This window comes from Paraburkholderia sp. UYCP14C (assembly GCF_004197395.1).
Classification (GTDB): Bacteria; Pseudomonadota; Gammaproteobacteria; order Burkholderiales; family Burkholderiaceae; genus Paraburkholderia.
Genome location: NZ_SELS01000006.1, coordinates 65,597 through 79,698 on the forward strand (window position 1 = coordinate 65,597; position 14,102 = coordinate 79,698).

The window sequence follows — 14,102 nt, forward strand, 5'->3', positions numbered from 1 at the left end:
CGTATCGCTTATTGCGGCGGCAAATACTTCAGTGGGTCGACTGGTTTACCCTGTCGGCGAACTTCGAAATGCAACATCACGCGGTCGGAATCGCTATTGCCCATCTCTGCGATCTTCTGCCCTTTCGTAACCGCGTCCCCCTCTTTTACCATCAAAGCGCGGTTGTGTGCATACGCTGTGAGATAAGTTGCATCATGCTTGATGATAATGAGATTGCCGTAACCACGCAGCCCATTTCCGGCATAGACGACGCGACCATCGGCCGACGCTTTGACCGGCTCGCCCGCGGACCCGCCGATATTGACGCCCTTGTTGGTCGAGTCGTTGAACGTGTTGAGCAGCGGACCACGCACCGGCCACGCAAATGCTACGTTGCCTGCAGCGGCGCTGCCGGTATCGGCGCTCGCCGCAGAGGGATTGGCCGGAGGCGCAGCGACCGCACCATTCGCGGGCGTGCCGTTGGTCGCACCGCCATAGAGCGGCGGCATCGCGGCGCCGACCACGGCCGGCGCGTTGTTGTTCAGCGGCGCGCTTTGCCCCGCGCCCGTGCTGCCGATCGGCGCGGTCGACACGCCCGGCGTGATGGCCGCGGTATTCGCACCCGGCGGCACGACGCGCAGCAGCTGGTCGACTTCGATCTGATTCGGGTTGGTCAGGTTATTCCACGTCGAGATGTCGCGGTAATTCTGGCCGTTCTCGAGTGCAATGCGATACAGCGTATCGCCCGGCTTCACGCGATAGTAGCCGGGCGGCGGCGGGCCGAGCGGCGCGGCCGGTTGCGCCGCGCCTTGCGCGGTGGCGAGCGTGCCGCCGCCGGAGCGGTCGACGACGGGCGCCTGGTCGAGCCGGGATGCACAAGCCGTCATCAACAGGGACAAGGCGAGCACGCACACGCTGCGCTGGGTTACGGTCAGGGGGGTATTCGGGGTGGTTCTCTGCATCGCGCGCAACATACTCATCGGTGTCAAATCACTCCGGATTTTAAGGGTACAAAGAAAACGCGATCAAGCCGCGACTCGCGCCACTGCGCGGGCCCGAGGCGCTCGACCAGCGTCAGCACCTGGCTCTGTCCTTCCTGCGAGCCGACCGGCGCAACCAGACGTCCGCCGATAGCAAGCTGCTCGAGCAATGCTTGCGGCACGTCGAGCCCGGCCGCCGCGATCACGATCGCGTCGAACGGCGCCGCCGACGGCAAACCGAGCCGCCCGTCGCCGTAATGCAGCCGGATATTCGGAATGCGCAGCGGACGAAGATTCGTCTTCGCGCGCTCGGACAGCGGCTTGATGCGTTCAATCGAATAAACCTCGCGCGCGACCTGGCTCAGCACGGCCGCCTGATAGCCGCAACCGGTGCCGATTTCGAGCACGGTGTTCAGCGCGCGCCCGGCGGCCGCGAGTTCGATCATTCGCGCGACCACCGACGGCTTCGAGATAGTCTGGTGATGACCGATCGGCAGCGCCGCATCTTCGTACGCCTGGGCCGCCAGACCCGGATCGACGAACATGTGGCGCGGCACCGCCGCCATCGCATTCAGCACACGCTGATCGCTGACGCCATTGGCTCGCAGGCGTTCGACCATGCGCTCGCGAACCCGTTCCGAGGTCAGCGCGAGAGCGTTGTTCATCGCGCCGCTGCTTGCACCGCCGAATGCGCCGCTCATTGCTCCGGCTAGCGCCGCGTTCGGCGTGGGTTTCGCGCTCTGCTGCGCCTGCGACTGAAGTGGCGACGGCGTCGGGCGTGCGCTGTGTCCAGTCGCATGCGACGCGGTTTTGCCTGGCTTGACCGACGACTTCGGTGCTTGCTTGACAGGCTGCCCCGCCAATGCGGCAGCCAACGAGTTCGCCGACGTCTTTCCGACCGGCGCGGCCTGCGGCTTTGGCGGCATCGCACCGCCGGCGCCGGTCGGCATGCCCGACGAAGCGCTGTGCGTCTTCGCCTGGGGAATCACCTGGGGTCGCGGCGCCGGCGTCGCTTGTGCAGCCGCGGAAGTTCTCGCTTGCGCCCGCGCGGCCGCGCCGCCCTGGGTCGGTTTAACCGACTGCTGCCGCGCATTCAGCGCCGCGCTCGCCGCGAGCGCCGCCGCGCGCATCTCACCCGGACGTCCCTCGGGCCGGCGCGGTTCACGCACCAGGTCCTCGAGACCCAGCGGAAAGCGCTTTGCGCGCTCGCCGGTCATGAAGTGCCGCTCCCGGCGCGCAGCCAGTCGCGCGCCGCGGGCAGCATTTGCGTGTAGGTCAGATCGAGCTGCAGCGGCGTGATCGACACGGCGCCGTTTGCGACCGCGTGGAAGTCCGTGCCTTCGCTCGCGTCGCGCGCCTGGCCCGACGGGCCGATCCAGTAGATCGGCTCACCACGCGGATTAGTCTGGCGGATCACCGGCTGCGACGGATGACGTTTGCCGAGTCGCGTGATCTGCCAGTCGCGCAGTTGGTCGTACGGCAGGTTAGGAATATTGACGTTCAGCAGCGGATGCCCCGGCAACGGCCGCTCGAGATAATGCGCGACGATTTCGGCGGCAACGCGCGCCGCGTCTTCGAGATGCACCCAGTCCTTGTCGACGAGCGAAAACGCGATGGCCGGCACGCCGAACATGATGCCTTCGGTGGCGGCCGCGACGGTGCCGGAATACAGCGTGTCGTCGCCCATGTTCTGGCCGTTGTTGATACCCGAGACGACGAGGTCCGGTGTATGGTCGAGCATGCCGGTTAGTGCGATGTGCACCGAGTCGGTCGGCGTGCCGTTCACGTAGTAGAAACCGTTCGCCGAGCGCAGAACCGAGAGCGGCCGCCACAGCGTCAGGGAATTCGACGCGGCGCTGCAGTTCTGTTCGGGAGCCATCACGGTGACGTCGGCGATCGGCTTCAGCGCTTCATAAAGCGCGGCGAGGCCCGGCGCCAGATAACCGTCGTCGTTGCTGAGTAGGATTCGCATGCGCCGATTGTAACCGAGGAAAGATGGCACGCGAACGACACGGTCAGCGTGTCCGCTTGGCAAACACAAGCGTCGCGCGAGCCGGTGTTTTTCCCGCGCGCAGATGCTTGTGTCGATCGCAAAGATGCTGCTTTGCATTGAACGCGCCGGCGTGTGCGCGCGTCGATGAATCGGCATCCGGTGCGTGCTTCGCTGTGCGATGCAATACGGCTTGCGCGACCACGCGCGTGCGCCGCATCAAAAGCGCGCTGCACGCTCTAACCTGCAGCGCAATAAATCGCACGGTCGTGCGCTTTGCTTTACACTCGAAAACATTGCGAACCCTGAACGATACGGAGACACGATGCGCGCGATTCGCTGCAAGCAATATGGGCCGCCCGAAAGCCTGACCGTCGACGACCTGCCGGATCTCGAACCACCGCCCGGCCACGTGGTGATCGACGTGAAGGCCGCGGCCGTCAATTTTCCCGACGTGCTGATCATCGAGAACAAATACCAGTTCAAGCCGCCGCTGCCGTTCACGCCGGGCTCGGAGGCCGCGGGCATCGTGCGCGCGGTGGGCGAAGGCGTCACGCAATTCAGGCCCGGCTCGCGCGTGGCCGCGTTCACCGGCTCCGGCGGCTTCGCCCAGCAGGCGCTCGCGCCCGCTGCGGCCTGCGTGCCGCTCGACGACGACGTGTCGTTCGAACTCGCGGCCGCGTTCACGCTCGCTTATGGCACCTCGCATCACGCGGTGGTCGATCGCGGCGCGCTGCAGCCCGGCGAGACGATGCTCGTGCTCGGTGCGGCGGGCGGCGTCGGGCTCGCGGCGGTCGAAATCGGCAAGGCGCTCGGCGCGCGCGTGATCGCGGCGGCATCGAGCGATGAAAAGCTCGCGACCTGCGTGAAGCACGGCGCGGACGCGACGATCAACTACAGCACCGAGGATCTGCGCGAGCGCATCAAGGCGCTCACCGACGGCAAAGGTCCGGACGTGATCTACGACCCGGTCGGCGGTATGTATGCGGAGCCGGCGTTTCGCAGCATCGGCTGGCGGGGGCGTTATCTGGTGGTCGGCTTTGCCAACGGCGAGATCCCGAAGCTGCCGCTGAACCTGATGCTGCTCAAGGGCGCGAGCGTGGTCGGCGTGTTCTGGGGCGACTTCGCCAGGCGTGAGCCGCAGCGCAATCGCGCGGCATTCGAGCAGATGACCGGCTGGATTCGCGAAGGCAAGCTCAAGCCCTACGTGTCCGCCCGCTATTCGCTCGACGACACCGGCCGCGCGTTGCGCGACATGGCCGAGCGCCGTGTGATCGGCAAGGTGGTGACCACACCGTAGCAACCGGTCAGGCCGCATCGAAAACGGCGCGGCGCCCGAAGGCGATTTCGGGCGCCGCGCCGCGTGCGATCTACCCTTACAGCTTCTCCGTCTCTCCGCTGCGCGGCTGCCACTTCATCAAGCGCCGCTCCGCCATTCCGACGATCGCATCGAGAACCAGCGCGAATGCGGTCAACACCAGAATCCCCGCGAACACGGTGTTGATGTCGAAGGTGCCTTCGGCTTGCAGGATCAGATAGCCGACCCCGCGCGCCGAGCCCAGATACTCGCCCACCACCGAGCCGACGAACGCGAGCCCCACCGATGTATGCAGGCTCGAAAACACCCAACTCATCGCGCTCGGCAAATAGACGAAACGCAGCAGCTGTTTGCGGTTCGCGCCGAGCATGCGCGCGTTCGCGAGCACGACCGGGCTCACTTCCTTCACGCCCTGATAGACGTTGAAGAACACGATGAAGAACACCAGCGTGACGCCGAGCGCGACCTTCGACCAGATGCCGAGGCCGAACCACACGCCGAAGATCGGCGCGAGAATCACGCGCGGCATCGAGTTCGCGGCCTTCACGTACGGATCGAACAGCGCGCTCGCGGTCGGCGCGAGCGCGAGCCACAGGCCGACGCCGAGTCCGATCGCGGTGCCGAACACGAACGCGAGCACGGTCTCGACGAGCGTGATCCACAGATGCAGATAGATCTCGCCGCCCGTGAACCACTCCCAGATCCGCTGCAGCACTTTCTGCGGCTCGCCGAAGAAGAACGCGGCCTTGTTCGGATCGTCGAAATAGAACGGCGGCAACAGCGTCGGGCTCGTCAGCACGTACCACAGCACGAAGCACAGCACGAGCAGCAGCCACTGCCAGATCACCAGATTCGCCCGACTCGGGCGCAACGTCTTCCACATGACTTGGTTTGCCTTGGACGATTATTGAACACGTCTTCTTTTTTGATGCGCATGCAGGCATGCGCGGCACCCTTAAACGGCGGTCAGTTGCTGCTGATACCCCTTGAGCACCTCATCGCGCAGCACACCCCAGATCTGCGCGTGCAATTCGACGAAGCGCGGATGCGAGCGGATTTCGGCGACATCGCGCGGCCGCGGCAGATCGATCCGGAACTCGCCGATCGGATGCGTGGCGGGCCCGGCCGAGAGTACCACCACGCGATCCGACATCGCGATCGCTTCGTCGAGATCGTGCGTGATGAACAGCACTGCCTTGCGCTTCGCGGCCCATAGATCGAGCAGCTCGTTTTCCATCAGCTGCCGCGTTTGAATATCCAGCGCGGAAAACGGCTCATCCATCAGGATGATGTCGGGATCGAGTATCAGCGTCTGCGCCATCGCGACGCGCTTGCGCATGCCGCCGGACAGCTGATGCGGATAACGGTCGCCGAAACCGCCGAGACCGACGCGCTTCAACCACTCCTCGGCCTTCGCGCGCGCGTCCGAAGCCGGCACGCCGTGAAACGACAGGCCGGCCATCACGTTGTCGAGCGCCGAGCGCCACGGCATCAGCGCATCGGCCTGGAACATGTAGCCCGCGCGGCGATTCAGGCCGCTGAGCTTTTCGCCGAACACGCTGACGCCACCCGTGGACGGCTGTAGCAGCCCCGCGCCGATGTTCAGCAGCGTGGACTTGCCGCAGCCGGTCGGGCCGACCACCGACACGAACTCGCCCGGCTCGATACGCAGCGTCGTGTCCTTGACCGCCGTGTAGCGCTGCGCGCGGTCGTCGCGCGCAGCGAACGTGCAGGTGATGTTTTCGAGCGCCAGGGCAGCAACGGTCATCGTTTGGCTCGCTTCGGGGATCGGGTTTGCGGGGAGTTGTCGCGGCGTGACGCTGCGGGCGGCGGGCGTGGACGAAGCGAATCGGCCTGTCCACGTCCTGTTCGGTAAGCCTATGCGCGCGCCGCCTGGCTTACGCCTTGACGGTCGTCAGCGCCTTCTTCACGAAGTCGTTGGTCCACGTCTTCGACAGATCGATCTGCGCGTTCTGGATCAACGGATCGAACGCCTTCAGCGTCTTCAGCGACGTCGCGGGACCGTCGGCGGGCATCAGGCCGTCGGGTGACATCGCTTCGCGCACGTGCGCCCACGCGTCGAGATAGAGCGCGCGGTCGCCGAGCAGATAGCTCTCCGGCACCGTGTTGATCAGTTCGCTGCCGCTCGCGTTCTGCAGCCACTTGAGCGCGCGCACCATCGCATTGGTCAGCGCCTGCGTGGTGTTCGGGTTCTTCGTGATGAACGACTGCGACGCGTACAGGCAGCCCGCCGGCATGTCGCCGCCGAACACCGTGTGGGTATCGGCGAGCGTGCGCGTATCCGACACGACGCGCACGTCGCCGGCGCGTTCGAGCCGCGTGACGACCGGATCGAGATTGGCGATCGCGTCGATCTGCCCGGACTGCAGCGCGGCGATCGCGCCGGCACCCGCGCCCACGCCGATGAACGCGACGTCCTTCGGACTCAACCCCGCCTTGGCGAGCACGAAGCTCGCCATGATCGACGTCGACGAACCCGGGGCGGTCACGCCGATCTTCTTGCCCTTCAGATCGGCGATCGACTTGAAGTTCGGCATCGTCTTCTTCGACACCGCGAGCACGATCTGCGGCGCGCGTCCCTGCAGCACGAATTCGCGGAACATCTGCTTTTGCGCCTGCAACAGCAGCGTGTGCTCGAACGCGCCGGAGACCACGTCCGCGCTACCGCCGACTGCCGCCTTCAACGCCTGCGAGCCGCCCGCGAAGTCGGAAATCTCGACTTCGAGCCCTTCGTCCTTGAAGTAGTTGCGGCGCTCGGCGATGGTCAGCGGCAGGTAGTAGAACAGGTTCTTGCCGCCGACCGCGATGGCAACCTTGGTGGTCTCCGGTTTGCCCTGCGCGAAAGCGAACGGTGTGGCCGCGAGCGAGGCGCCCGCGAGCGCCGCACCGCCGGCGAGGAAAGTTCTGCGTTGCATGGTCCGTTGTCTCCAGATTTTTTGTAGTCCGGCTTTTGACCGCCCGGGTGCGCGCCGTTGCGCACGTGCCTCGCCGCGGTCTGTGGCGTACCGGTCGCGCAGCGCGAGTCGTGACTCAGCGCCGCGCTTTTCGCGTTCTTCTCTATACGATGCGCCGTGCGGATCAGACGATCTGTTGCGCCCGCAACCTCGCGATGCCGTCAGCATCATAACCTAGCGATTGCAGGACTTCATCGGTATGTTCACCCAGTTCCGGCCCCAGCCAGCGGGTCTCGCCGGGTGTCGCCGACAGCTTCGGCGTGACCGTGGGCAGCGCGATTTCCTTGCCGTCCTGCCACTTGAAGCGCTGGATCATCTGCCGCGCGATGAACTGCGGGTCGGTGAACATATCGGCGACGCTGTAGATGCGGCCTACCGGTACATCGGCCGCGTTCAGCACCGCGAGTGCTTCGTCGATCGTGCGCGTGGACAGCCAGGCGGCGATCGCGGCGTCGATTTCCTGGGTGCGCGGCACGCGGCCGTCGTTATGCGCGAGCGCCGGATCGTTGGCAAGATCGTCGCGTTCGATCGCGATCATGAGACGCCTGAAGATCGGATCGCTATTGCCGCCGATCACGATGCTGCCGTCGCGGCACGGATAGGTATTGGACGGCACGATGCCAGGCAGCGACGCACCGGTGCGCTCGCGCACCATGCCGTAGACGCCGTACTCGGGCACCACGCTCTCCATCATGTTGAAGACGGCCTCGTACAGCGCGACGTCGACGACCTGCCCCTTGCCGCCGTTCACCTGCTTGTGATGCAGCGCCATCAGCGCGCCGATCACACCGTGCAGCGCGGCGATCGAATCGCCGATCGAAATGCCGATGCGCGGCGGCGGCAGATCCGGATAGCCGGTGATATGGCGCAGACCGCCCATCGACTCGGCGATCGCGCCGAAGCCGGGACGGTCGCGATACGGGCCCGTCTGGCCATAGCCGGACAGACGCACCATCACGAGGCCGGGGTTTTCGGCGGACAGCACGTCGTAGCCGAGTCCGAGCTTTTCGAGCAGACCGGGCCGGAAATTCTCGACGACGATATCGGCATCTTTCGCGAGGCGCCGCACGATCTGCTTGCCTTCTTCGGCTTTCAGGTTGATCGTGACGGACTTCTTGTTGCGCGCCTGCACGGCCCACCAAAGCGACGTACCGCCGACTTCCGGATACAGCTTGCGCCATTTGCGCAGCGGGTCGCCGCCTTTGGGGTCTTCGATCTTGATCACGTCGGCACCGAATTCGCCTAGAAAACGGGCGGCGAACGGCCCGGCGATCAGCGTGCCGAGTTCCAGCACCTTGACGCCGGCGAGCGGACCGCGCGCGTCATGCGGTGCGGCGCTGGCGGCTGATTCGGGGGTAGCGCTCATGTGTCTCCTTTGTCGATCGGAGTTAGCGCTTCAGCGCTTACTCCGATCCCATGCAAAGCTGTCGATCCGGAGTTAGCGCTTTAGCGCTTACTCCGATCCCATGCAAAGCTGTCGATCCGGAGTTAGCGCTTTAGCGCTTACTCCGATCCCATGCAAAGCTGTCGATCCGGAGTTAGCGCTTTAGCGCTTACTCCGATCCCATGCAAAGCTGTCGATCCGGAGTTAGCGCTTTAGCGCTTACTCCGATCCCATGCAAAGCTGTCGATCCGGAGTTAGCGCTTTAGCGCTTACTCCGATCCCATGCAAAGCTTTCGGCCAGAGTTGGCGCAAGGCACTTACCCTGGTCCCCTGCAAGTTGGTTGCATTGTTCTGCATCGTCTTGCGCACGGTCTCCACCGCCTGCGGCGACGCGCACCTCGACGGGTACCGCGGCGGCCAACGGCGGCCGCGTGGCTACATCGATCGACGGTCGAGCATCGCGCGCGCGATCGTGCCCGCGTCGACATATTCGAGCTCGCCGCCCACCGGCACGCCGCGCGCGAGACGTGTGACGGCCAGACCGCGCGCCTTCAGCGTCTGCCCGAGGTAATGCGCGGTGGCCTCGCCTTCGTTGGTGAAGTTGGTGGCCAGCACGACTTCCTTGACGACACCATCCGACGCGCGCTTCACCAGCCGGTCGAAATGGATTTCCTTCGGGCCGATGCCGTCGAGCGGACTCAACCGCCCCATCAGCACGAAATAGAGGCCGCGATAGGTCATCGTCTGTTCGAGCATGATCTGGTCGGCCGGCGTTTCGACGACGCACAGCAGCGACGGATCGCGCTCCTCATCGAGGCAGACCTCGCAGATCTGCGCTTCGGTAAACGTGTTGCACTTTTCGCAGTGACGCAGATGCTCGGTCGCGAACAGCAGCGAGCGGCCGAGCTTTTCGGCGCCTTCGCGATCGTGCTGCATCAGGTGATACGCCATGCGTTGCGCGGACTTCGGCCCGACACCGGGCAGCGCGCGCAGCGCTTCGACGAGCGCCGACAGGGCGGAAGGTTGTTTCATGCGGATCGGCGTCGACGTGGGTGTAATGCCCGGGTGGGCGAATTGGAAGGCGGGGGTGATGCTCGAACCCGGCCGCGCTTTCGCGCCATGATCGCGCTTTCACACGCGGCCGTGGGTTCGATGTTTCCGGCCTGCGCGCGGCGGCGAGCGTTTGCTGTCGCACCGCAGCAACCAACCGCTGCGACGCTCACCCGCTTCAGCGCGCTCCCAGGCAGAGCAGGTTCAGAACGGCAGCTTGAAGCCCGGCGGCAGCGGCAGGCCGGCGGTCATGCCGCCCATCTTTTCCTGCGCGGTCGCCTCGGCCTTGCGCACGGCGTCGTTGAACGCGGCGGCGACCAGATCTTCGAGCATGTCCTTGTCGTCGGCGAGCAGGCTCGGGTCGATCGACACACGGCGCACGTCGTTCTTGCAGGTCATCGTCACCTTGACGAGACCGGCACCCGACTGCCCCTCGACTTCGATCAGCGCGAGTTGCTCCTGCATCTTCTTCATGTTTTCCTGCATCTGCTGGGCTTGCTTCATCAGCCCGGCGAGTTGGCCTTTCATCATGGACGTGCTCCTTCTAGATAGCGTGAAATCTGGCATTCCGGCGCCGCGCTGCGACGACGCCGCGAACGATGGATCAGTGGGCCGGCGACGCGCCGTTCGGGGCGGCGTCCGGGGTAATCGGGCGGATCGAGCCCGGCACGATGCTCGCGCCGAACTCGCGAATCAGCGACTGCACGAACGGATCGGCGCTGATCTCGCGCTCGGCTTCCTGCTGGCGCTGCGCGCGCAGCTTCGCGTCGTGTGCGGCAGCGGTACGGCGCGCCGCGCCGACTTCGACCTGCACGTCGACGTTCTGGCCGAGCCGCTCGACGAGCGCCGCCTTCAGTTTAGCGACCTGCGACGCTTCCGCGTACTGCGGCACCGGCACGTTGAGCTTCAGCGTGCTGCCTTCGAGCGCCATCAGTTCGCTGTTGAACGCAAGCTGGTAGGAGATGCCCTTCAGCGGCAGATCGACGGCGAGCGCGGGCCAGTCGCCGGTGAAACCGAGCGGATCGAGCGGCACCGCGGGCGGCAGCGGGCGCGTATCGACGACCGGAGCGGGCGCGGCGGCCTGCCCGGCCGGGGCGTCCATGCGGACATCGTCGGGGCCGTGGTCGAACACCGGCACGAAGTTCTCGTCTGGCGGAATGAAGTAGGCGTCGTCCGCGGCCGACAGCGGCATGTAGTCGTCGGGCGGCATGTCGTCCCATGGTGGAATCGACGGGCTGTTCTGTTGCGCGTTGCCGCTGGCGCCGCTGCTTGCATGGCGAGCGGGCGCAGCCTGCGCGGCGGCGTCCTGCGACGCATGGCGCGGCGCACCGGGCGTCGGCACGACCACCCGCGGCGCGGCCGGCTTCGGGGTGGCGGGCGCGGCCGGCTTCGCGGCCGCCGGGTTGGCGCGGCCACGGTCGGACGATACTTTCATGCCGGCGTTGCGCAGCACGTCGAGCGCGGCGCTCGCGCCGCCCGCGCGACGCGGCGCGGAGTCGTCGGCTGCGGGTGCCGCAGGTGAAGCGCGCGCCGCCAAGTCCTGCCGGGCTTCCGGTTCCGGTGACGTCGCCTCTTCCGCGCGAGTAAGCGCGGCAGTTGCAAACGCGCTCGGTGCGGATGAAGGTGAGATGTCGGAAACTTCGTTCGAGACCGACGCGCTCGAAGGGGCGATCGTGGCGCCGGCATCCGCTGGCGCGTCTTCCCACGGCGCCAAAGGGCGGGCCGTCGCAACGGGCGCGTCCGGCGCGCGAGCAGCTTGGCCATCAACCGATTGCGGCGCTGCTTCAGCTTGAGCGGTGTCGGCTGCGGGTTTCGCGATCGGCTTTGCAACGGGCGCGGTGGGTTTCATTGCATCGCCCTGCTCCTCGCCGGCCACGCCAACCTGAGGTCCACGAGCCGGCGCAGCGGCTGCCATGGCCGTCACGGACGAAGGCGACAACGCGCGCAGCGCCGCGACCGTCGGTGCGCCAGAACGCTTCGCACCGGCGCCCGCGCCGGGCGCACCGGCTTGCGTGCCGGCGGCTCCCGCCGCTCCCCCACCGCCGCCTGTCGGCGCCGGCTCGAACGCGAGCATGCGCAGCAGCGTCATCGTGAAGCCCGCGTATTCGTCGGGTGCGAGGCCCAGTTCGCTTCGACCGATCGTCGCGATCTGATAGAACAGCTGTACCTGCTCGGCGCTCAACGCGTCGGCGAAGCGGCGCAGATCGGCGGCCTCCGGCCATTCGTCGAGCACCGACGAAGGCGCGAACTGCGCCCACGCGATCCGATGCAGCAGGCTCGCCAGATCCTGCAGCGCCGTCGAAAACGACAGGCTGCGCAAGGCCATCTCGTCGGCGACCGCCAGCACCGCCGCACCGTCGCCCTGCGCGAGCGCGTCGAGCAAGCGGATCAGATAGCTTTGGTCGAGTGCGCCGAGCATGCCGCGCACCGCGTCTTCGCTGACCTGGTTCGCCGAATAGGCGATCGCCTGATCGGTCAGCGATAGCGCGTCGCGCATCGAACCGTCGGCCGCGCGCGCGAGCAGGCGCAACGCCTGCGCCTCGTGCGGCACGTTCTCATCGCCCAGAATGCGTTCGAGATGCGACACGATATGGCCGGCCGGCATCTGCTTCAGATTGAACTGCAGACAGCGCGACAGCACGGTGACCGGAATCTTCTGCGGGTCGGTGGTCGCAAGAATGAACTTGACGTGCGGCGGCGGCTCTTCGAGCGTCTTCAGCATCGCGTTGAACGCGTGGTTCGTCAGCATGTGCACTTCGTCGATCATGTAGACCTTGAAGCGCGCATCTACGGGCGCGTACACCGCGCGCTCGAGCAGCGCGGCCATTTCATCGACGCCGCGATTACTCGCCGCGTCCATCTCGACGTAATCGACGAAGCGCCCTTCGTCGATCTCCCGACACGCCCGGCACACGCCGCACGGTGTCGACGTGACGCCGGTCTCGCAATTGAGCGCCTTCGCGAAGATGCGCGACAGCGTGGTTTTGCCGACGCCGCGCGTACCTGTAAACAAATAGGCATGGTGCAGACGGCCGCCGTCGAGCGCATGGGTGAGCGCGCGCACCACGTGCTCCTGTCCGACGAGCGAAGCGAAATCCTTCGGCCGCCATTTGCGTGCGAGAACTTGATAGGTCATCCGGAAATTGTATCAGTAACAATGGCGCGCAAAACCGATTCGGAACGGTCCTCGAACGCGTGACACGGCCACGACGACGCTCCGTCCGAACACGGCGAACGATCAATACGAAAGCTGGGAATGACTGTGGAGATTTTGCGGAGAATCCGTGAAAACGGCCGCGGAGAAAAAACAAAGGAAGGTGACGAGCCCGACCCTCGGCACTGGTGGAAAACGGCTGTGGCTGCTTCGTTCCCGACCTGACCAGGTTGACCATCCCTCCATGCGAGGAGGCCCGTCACGAAAGATTCTATCATTGCCGCGCGCATTGTGCGACTGTTGATACGAACAAAACGCGAACGACGCGCCGCTTCGAACGGCCTCACACTGTTTGCGCCCGCATCATACACGCCGTACGACAACCTCCCGGCCACCCTCGGCGACGGCCCGTCACGCACGTCCCTTGAGTTCGCCGCGCCCGCCACCATTTAGATCGCAACGCGGTATCAGTGAGCCGCAGAAACCGGCCGACGCCGCGGCGACGGCCCATTAGCCCCACTGCCCTAATGAGTACTATCGCCATCGGCAACGCATAGCGAATTAAGCTACACTGCCAGTTGAAAGACCCGCATACGCGTCTCTTTCCGCGCATTCCGTGAAAATCCGGCGTTTTTTCAGACGGTTTTCTGATTTTCACAGGCATGCGCGGCAAGTCTCCGGATGCGGCAAAGCGAACGGAAAATTTCCCGGTTTTTGACGTATCGTGGCGAGCAATTCAGGCGGGCCTCGAACCGATAGAGGTATTCATAAATGAGCGAACAAATCAAGCATATTAGCGACGCATCGTTCGAACAGGACGTCGTGAAATCCGATAAACCCGTGCTGCTCGATTTCTGGGCTGAATGGTGCGGTCCGTGCAAGATGATCGCGCCGATCCTCGACGAAGTCGCGAAGGATTACGCCGATCGCCTGCAAGTCGCGAAGATCAATGTCGACGAGCATCAGTCCACGCCGGTCAAGTTCGGCGTGCGTGGCATCCCCACGCTGATCCTGTTCAAGAACGGCGCTGTTGCCGCTCAGAAGGTCGGCGCCCTGTCGAAGTCGCAACTCACCGCGTTCCTCGACGGCAACCTGTAAAGCAGCAGCACGTCGCGGCGCTCTCGGGTTCATCGCGCGCTGCAAGCAGTTGAGAATCGGGCGCCTCGGTGGAGCAAGCCGCCGCGCCCTCCAGTCGAGCGTGTTGTCAGCCGGCAACACGCTTTACGACAAAGATGCCACTCCGCCGCACTGGCGGAAATTGGCGTGTGCTAT

12 protein-coding genes and 1 other RNA gene are annotated in these 14,102 nt (G+C 65.3%); 2 read left to right on the forward strand and 11 right to left on the reverse strand.

The annotated features are described in order from the left end of the window. Positions 1-8: 8 nt before the first annotated feature. Genes EVC45_RS07300 through surE form a run of 3 tightly spaced genes read right to left on the reverse strand, consistent with a single transcriptional unit; the run spans position 9 to position 2,931 of the window. Entirely contained in the window at positions 9-959 is a 951-nt protein-coding gene (locus tag EVC45_RS07300; RefSeq protein WP_129957351.1) for a peptidoglycan DD-metalloendopeptidase family protein, read from the reverse strand. A gap of 5 nt (positions 960-964) precedes the next feature. Continuing rightward, entirely contained in the window at positions 965-2,176 is a 1,212-nt protein-coding gene (locus tag EVC45_RS07305; RefSeq protein ID WP_129957352.1) for a protein-L-isoaspartate(D-aspartate) O-methyltransferase, read from the reverse strand. Then, positions 2,173-2,931: a 5'/3'-nucleotidase SurE gene (surE, locus tag EVC45_RS07310; RefSeq protein ID WP_129957353.1), complete on the reverse strand. Its 759-nt coding sequence runs from the start codon at positions 2,929-2,931 to the stop codon at positions 2,173-2,175. The genes EVC45_RS07305 and surE overlap by 4 nt, the downstream gene beginning before the upstream one ends. A gap of 343 nt (positions 2,932-3,274) precedes the next feature. Here surE and EVC45_RS07315 point away from each other — a divergent pair, with 343 nt between their 5' ends. Then, a complete protein-coding gene (locus tag EVC45_RS07315; protein ID WP_129957354.1) occupies positions 3,275-4,249 on the forward strand; it encodes an NADPH:quinone oxidoreductase family protein in 975 nt (324 codons plus the stop codon). A 76-nt stretch (positions 4,250-4,325) separates the two neighbouring features. Here EVC45_RS07315 and EVC45_RS07320 read toward each other — a convergent pair whose 3' ends face one another. The 8 genes from EVC45_RS07320 to ffs form a co-directional block, all read right to left on the reverse strand. Continuing rightward, positions 4,326-5,150, reverse strand: a complete 825-nt coding sequence (locus EVC45_RS07320; protein ID WP_129957355.1) for an ABC transporter permease — start codon at positions 5,148-5,150, stop codon at positions 4,326-4,328. A gap of 72 nt (positions 5,151-5,222) precedes the next feature. Next, positions 5,223-6,035, reverse strand: coding sequence for an ABC transporter ATP-binding protein (locus tag EVC45_RS07325; RefSeq protein WP_129957356.1), 813 nt, complete (start codon positions 6,033-6,035; stop codon positions 5,223-5,225). A gap of 130 nt (positions 6,036-6,165) precedes the next feature. Next, positions 6,166-7,203, reverse strand: a complete 1,038-nt coding sequence (locus EVC45_RS07330) for an ABC transporter substrate-binding protein (protein ID WP_129957357.1) — start codon at positions 7,201-7,203, stop codon at positions 6,166-6,168. A gap of 163 nt (positions 7,204-7,366) precedes the next feature. After that, positions 7,367-8,608: a CaiB/BaiF CoA-transferase family protein gene (locus EVC45_RS07335; RefSeq protein ID WP_129957358.1), complete on the reverse strand. Its 1,242-nt coding sequence runs from the start codon at positions 8,606-8,608 to the stop codon at positions 7,367-7,369. Between the two features lie 453 nt (positions 8,609-9,061). Next, positions 9,062-9,658, reverse strand: a complete 597-nt coding sequence (gene recR, locus EVC45_RS07340) for a recombination mediator RecR (protein ID WP_018418135.1) — start codon at positions 9,656-9,658, stop codon at positions 9,062-9,064. A 222-nt stretch (positions 9,659-9,880) separates the two neighbouring features. After that, positions 9,881-10,207, reverse strand: a complete 327-nt coding sequence (locus EVC45_RS07345; protein WP_027197578.1) for a YbaB/EbfC family nucleoid-associated protein — start codon at positions 10,205-10,207, stop codon at positions 9,881-9,883. A gap of 73 nt (positions 10,208-10,280) precedes the next feature. Continuing rightward, positions 10,281-12,812 carry a DNA polymerase III subunit gamma/tau gene (locus EVC45_RS07350; protein WP_129957359.1) on the reverse strand — a complete coding sequence of 844 codons (2,532 nt, stop codon included), beginning with the start codon at positions 12,810-12,812 and terminating at the stop codon, positions 10,281-10,283. A gap of 180 nt (positions 12,813-12,992) precedes the next feature. Then, an RNA gene (gene ffs, locus EVC45_RS07355) (signal recognition particle sRNA small type) lies at positions 12,993-13,091 on the reverse strand. Positions 13,092-13,601: 510 nt separating this feature from the next. Here ffs and trxA point away from each other — a divergent pair. Then, positions 13,602-13,928: a thioredoxin TrxA gene (gene trxA / locus EVC45_RS07360; RefSeq protein WP_013089343.1), complete on the forward strand. Its 327-nt coding sequence runs from the start codon at positions 13,602-13,604 to the stop codon at positions 13,926-13,928. The last annotated feature ends 174 nt before the right edge of the window (positions 13,929-14,102 follow it).

What these genes read in the sequence shown, in the direction of transcription:
- trxA (WP_013089343.1), top strand. Translation starts at nt 13,602, where the DNA reads ATGAGCGAACAAATCAAGCATATTAGCGACGCATCGTTCGAACAGGAC.
- EVC45_RS07330 (WP_129957357.1), bottom strand. Translation starts at nt 7,203, where the DNA reads ATGCAACGCAGAACTTTCCTCGCCGGCGGTGCGGCGCTCGCGGGCGCC.
- recR (WP_018418135.1), bottom strand. Translation starts at nt 9,658, where the DNA reads ATGAAACAACCTTCCGCCCTGTCGGCGCTCGTCGAAGCGCTGCGCGCG.
- EVC45_RS07350 (WP_129957359.1), bottom strand. Translation starts at nt 12,812, where the DNA reads ATGACCTATCAAGTTCTCGCACGCAAATGGCGGCCGAAGGATTTCGCT.
- surE (WP_129957353.1), bottom strand. Translation starts at nt 2,931, where the DNA reads ATGCGAATCCTACTCAGCAACGACGACGGTTATCTGGCGCCGGGCCTC.
- EVC45_RS07325 (WP_129957356.1), bottom strand. Translation starts at nt 6,035, where the DNA reads ATGACCGTTGCTGCCCTGGCGCTCGAAAACATCACCTGCACGTTCGCT.
- EVC45_RS07315 (WP_129957354.1), top strand. Translation starts at nt 3,275, where the DNA reads ATGCGCGCGATTCGCTGCAAGCAATATGGGCCGCCCGAAAGCCTGACC.
- EVC45_RS07335 (WP_129957358.1), bottom strand. Translation starts at nt 8,608, where the DNA reads ATGAGCGCTACCCCCGAATCAGCCGCCAGCGCCGCACCGCATGACGCG.
- EVC45_RS07320 (WP_129957355.1), bottom strand. Translation starts at nt 5,150, where the DNA reads ATGTGGAAGACGTTGCGCCCGAGTCGGGCGAATCTGGTGATCTGGCAG.
- EVC45_RS07300 (WP_129957351.1), bottom strand. Translation starts at nt 959, where the DNA reads ATGAGTATGTTGCGCGCGATGCAGAGAACCACCCCGAATACCCCCCTG.
- EVC45_RS07345 (WP_027197578.1), bottom strand. Translation starts at nt 10,207, where the DNA reads ATGATGAAAGGCCAACTCGCCGGGCTGATGAAGCAAGCCCAGCAGATG.
- EVC45_RS07305 (WP_129957352.1), bottom strand. Translation starts at nt 2,176, where the DNA reads ATGACCGGCGAGCGCGCAAAGCGCTTTCCGCTGGGTCTCGAGGACCTG.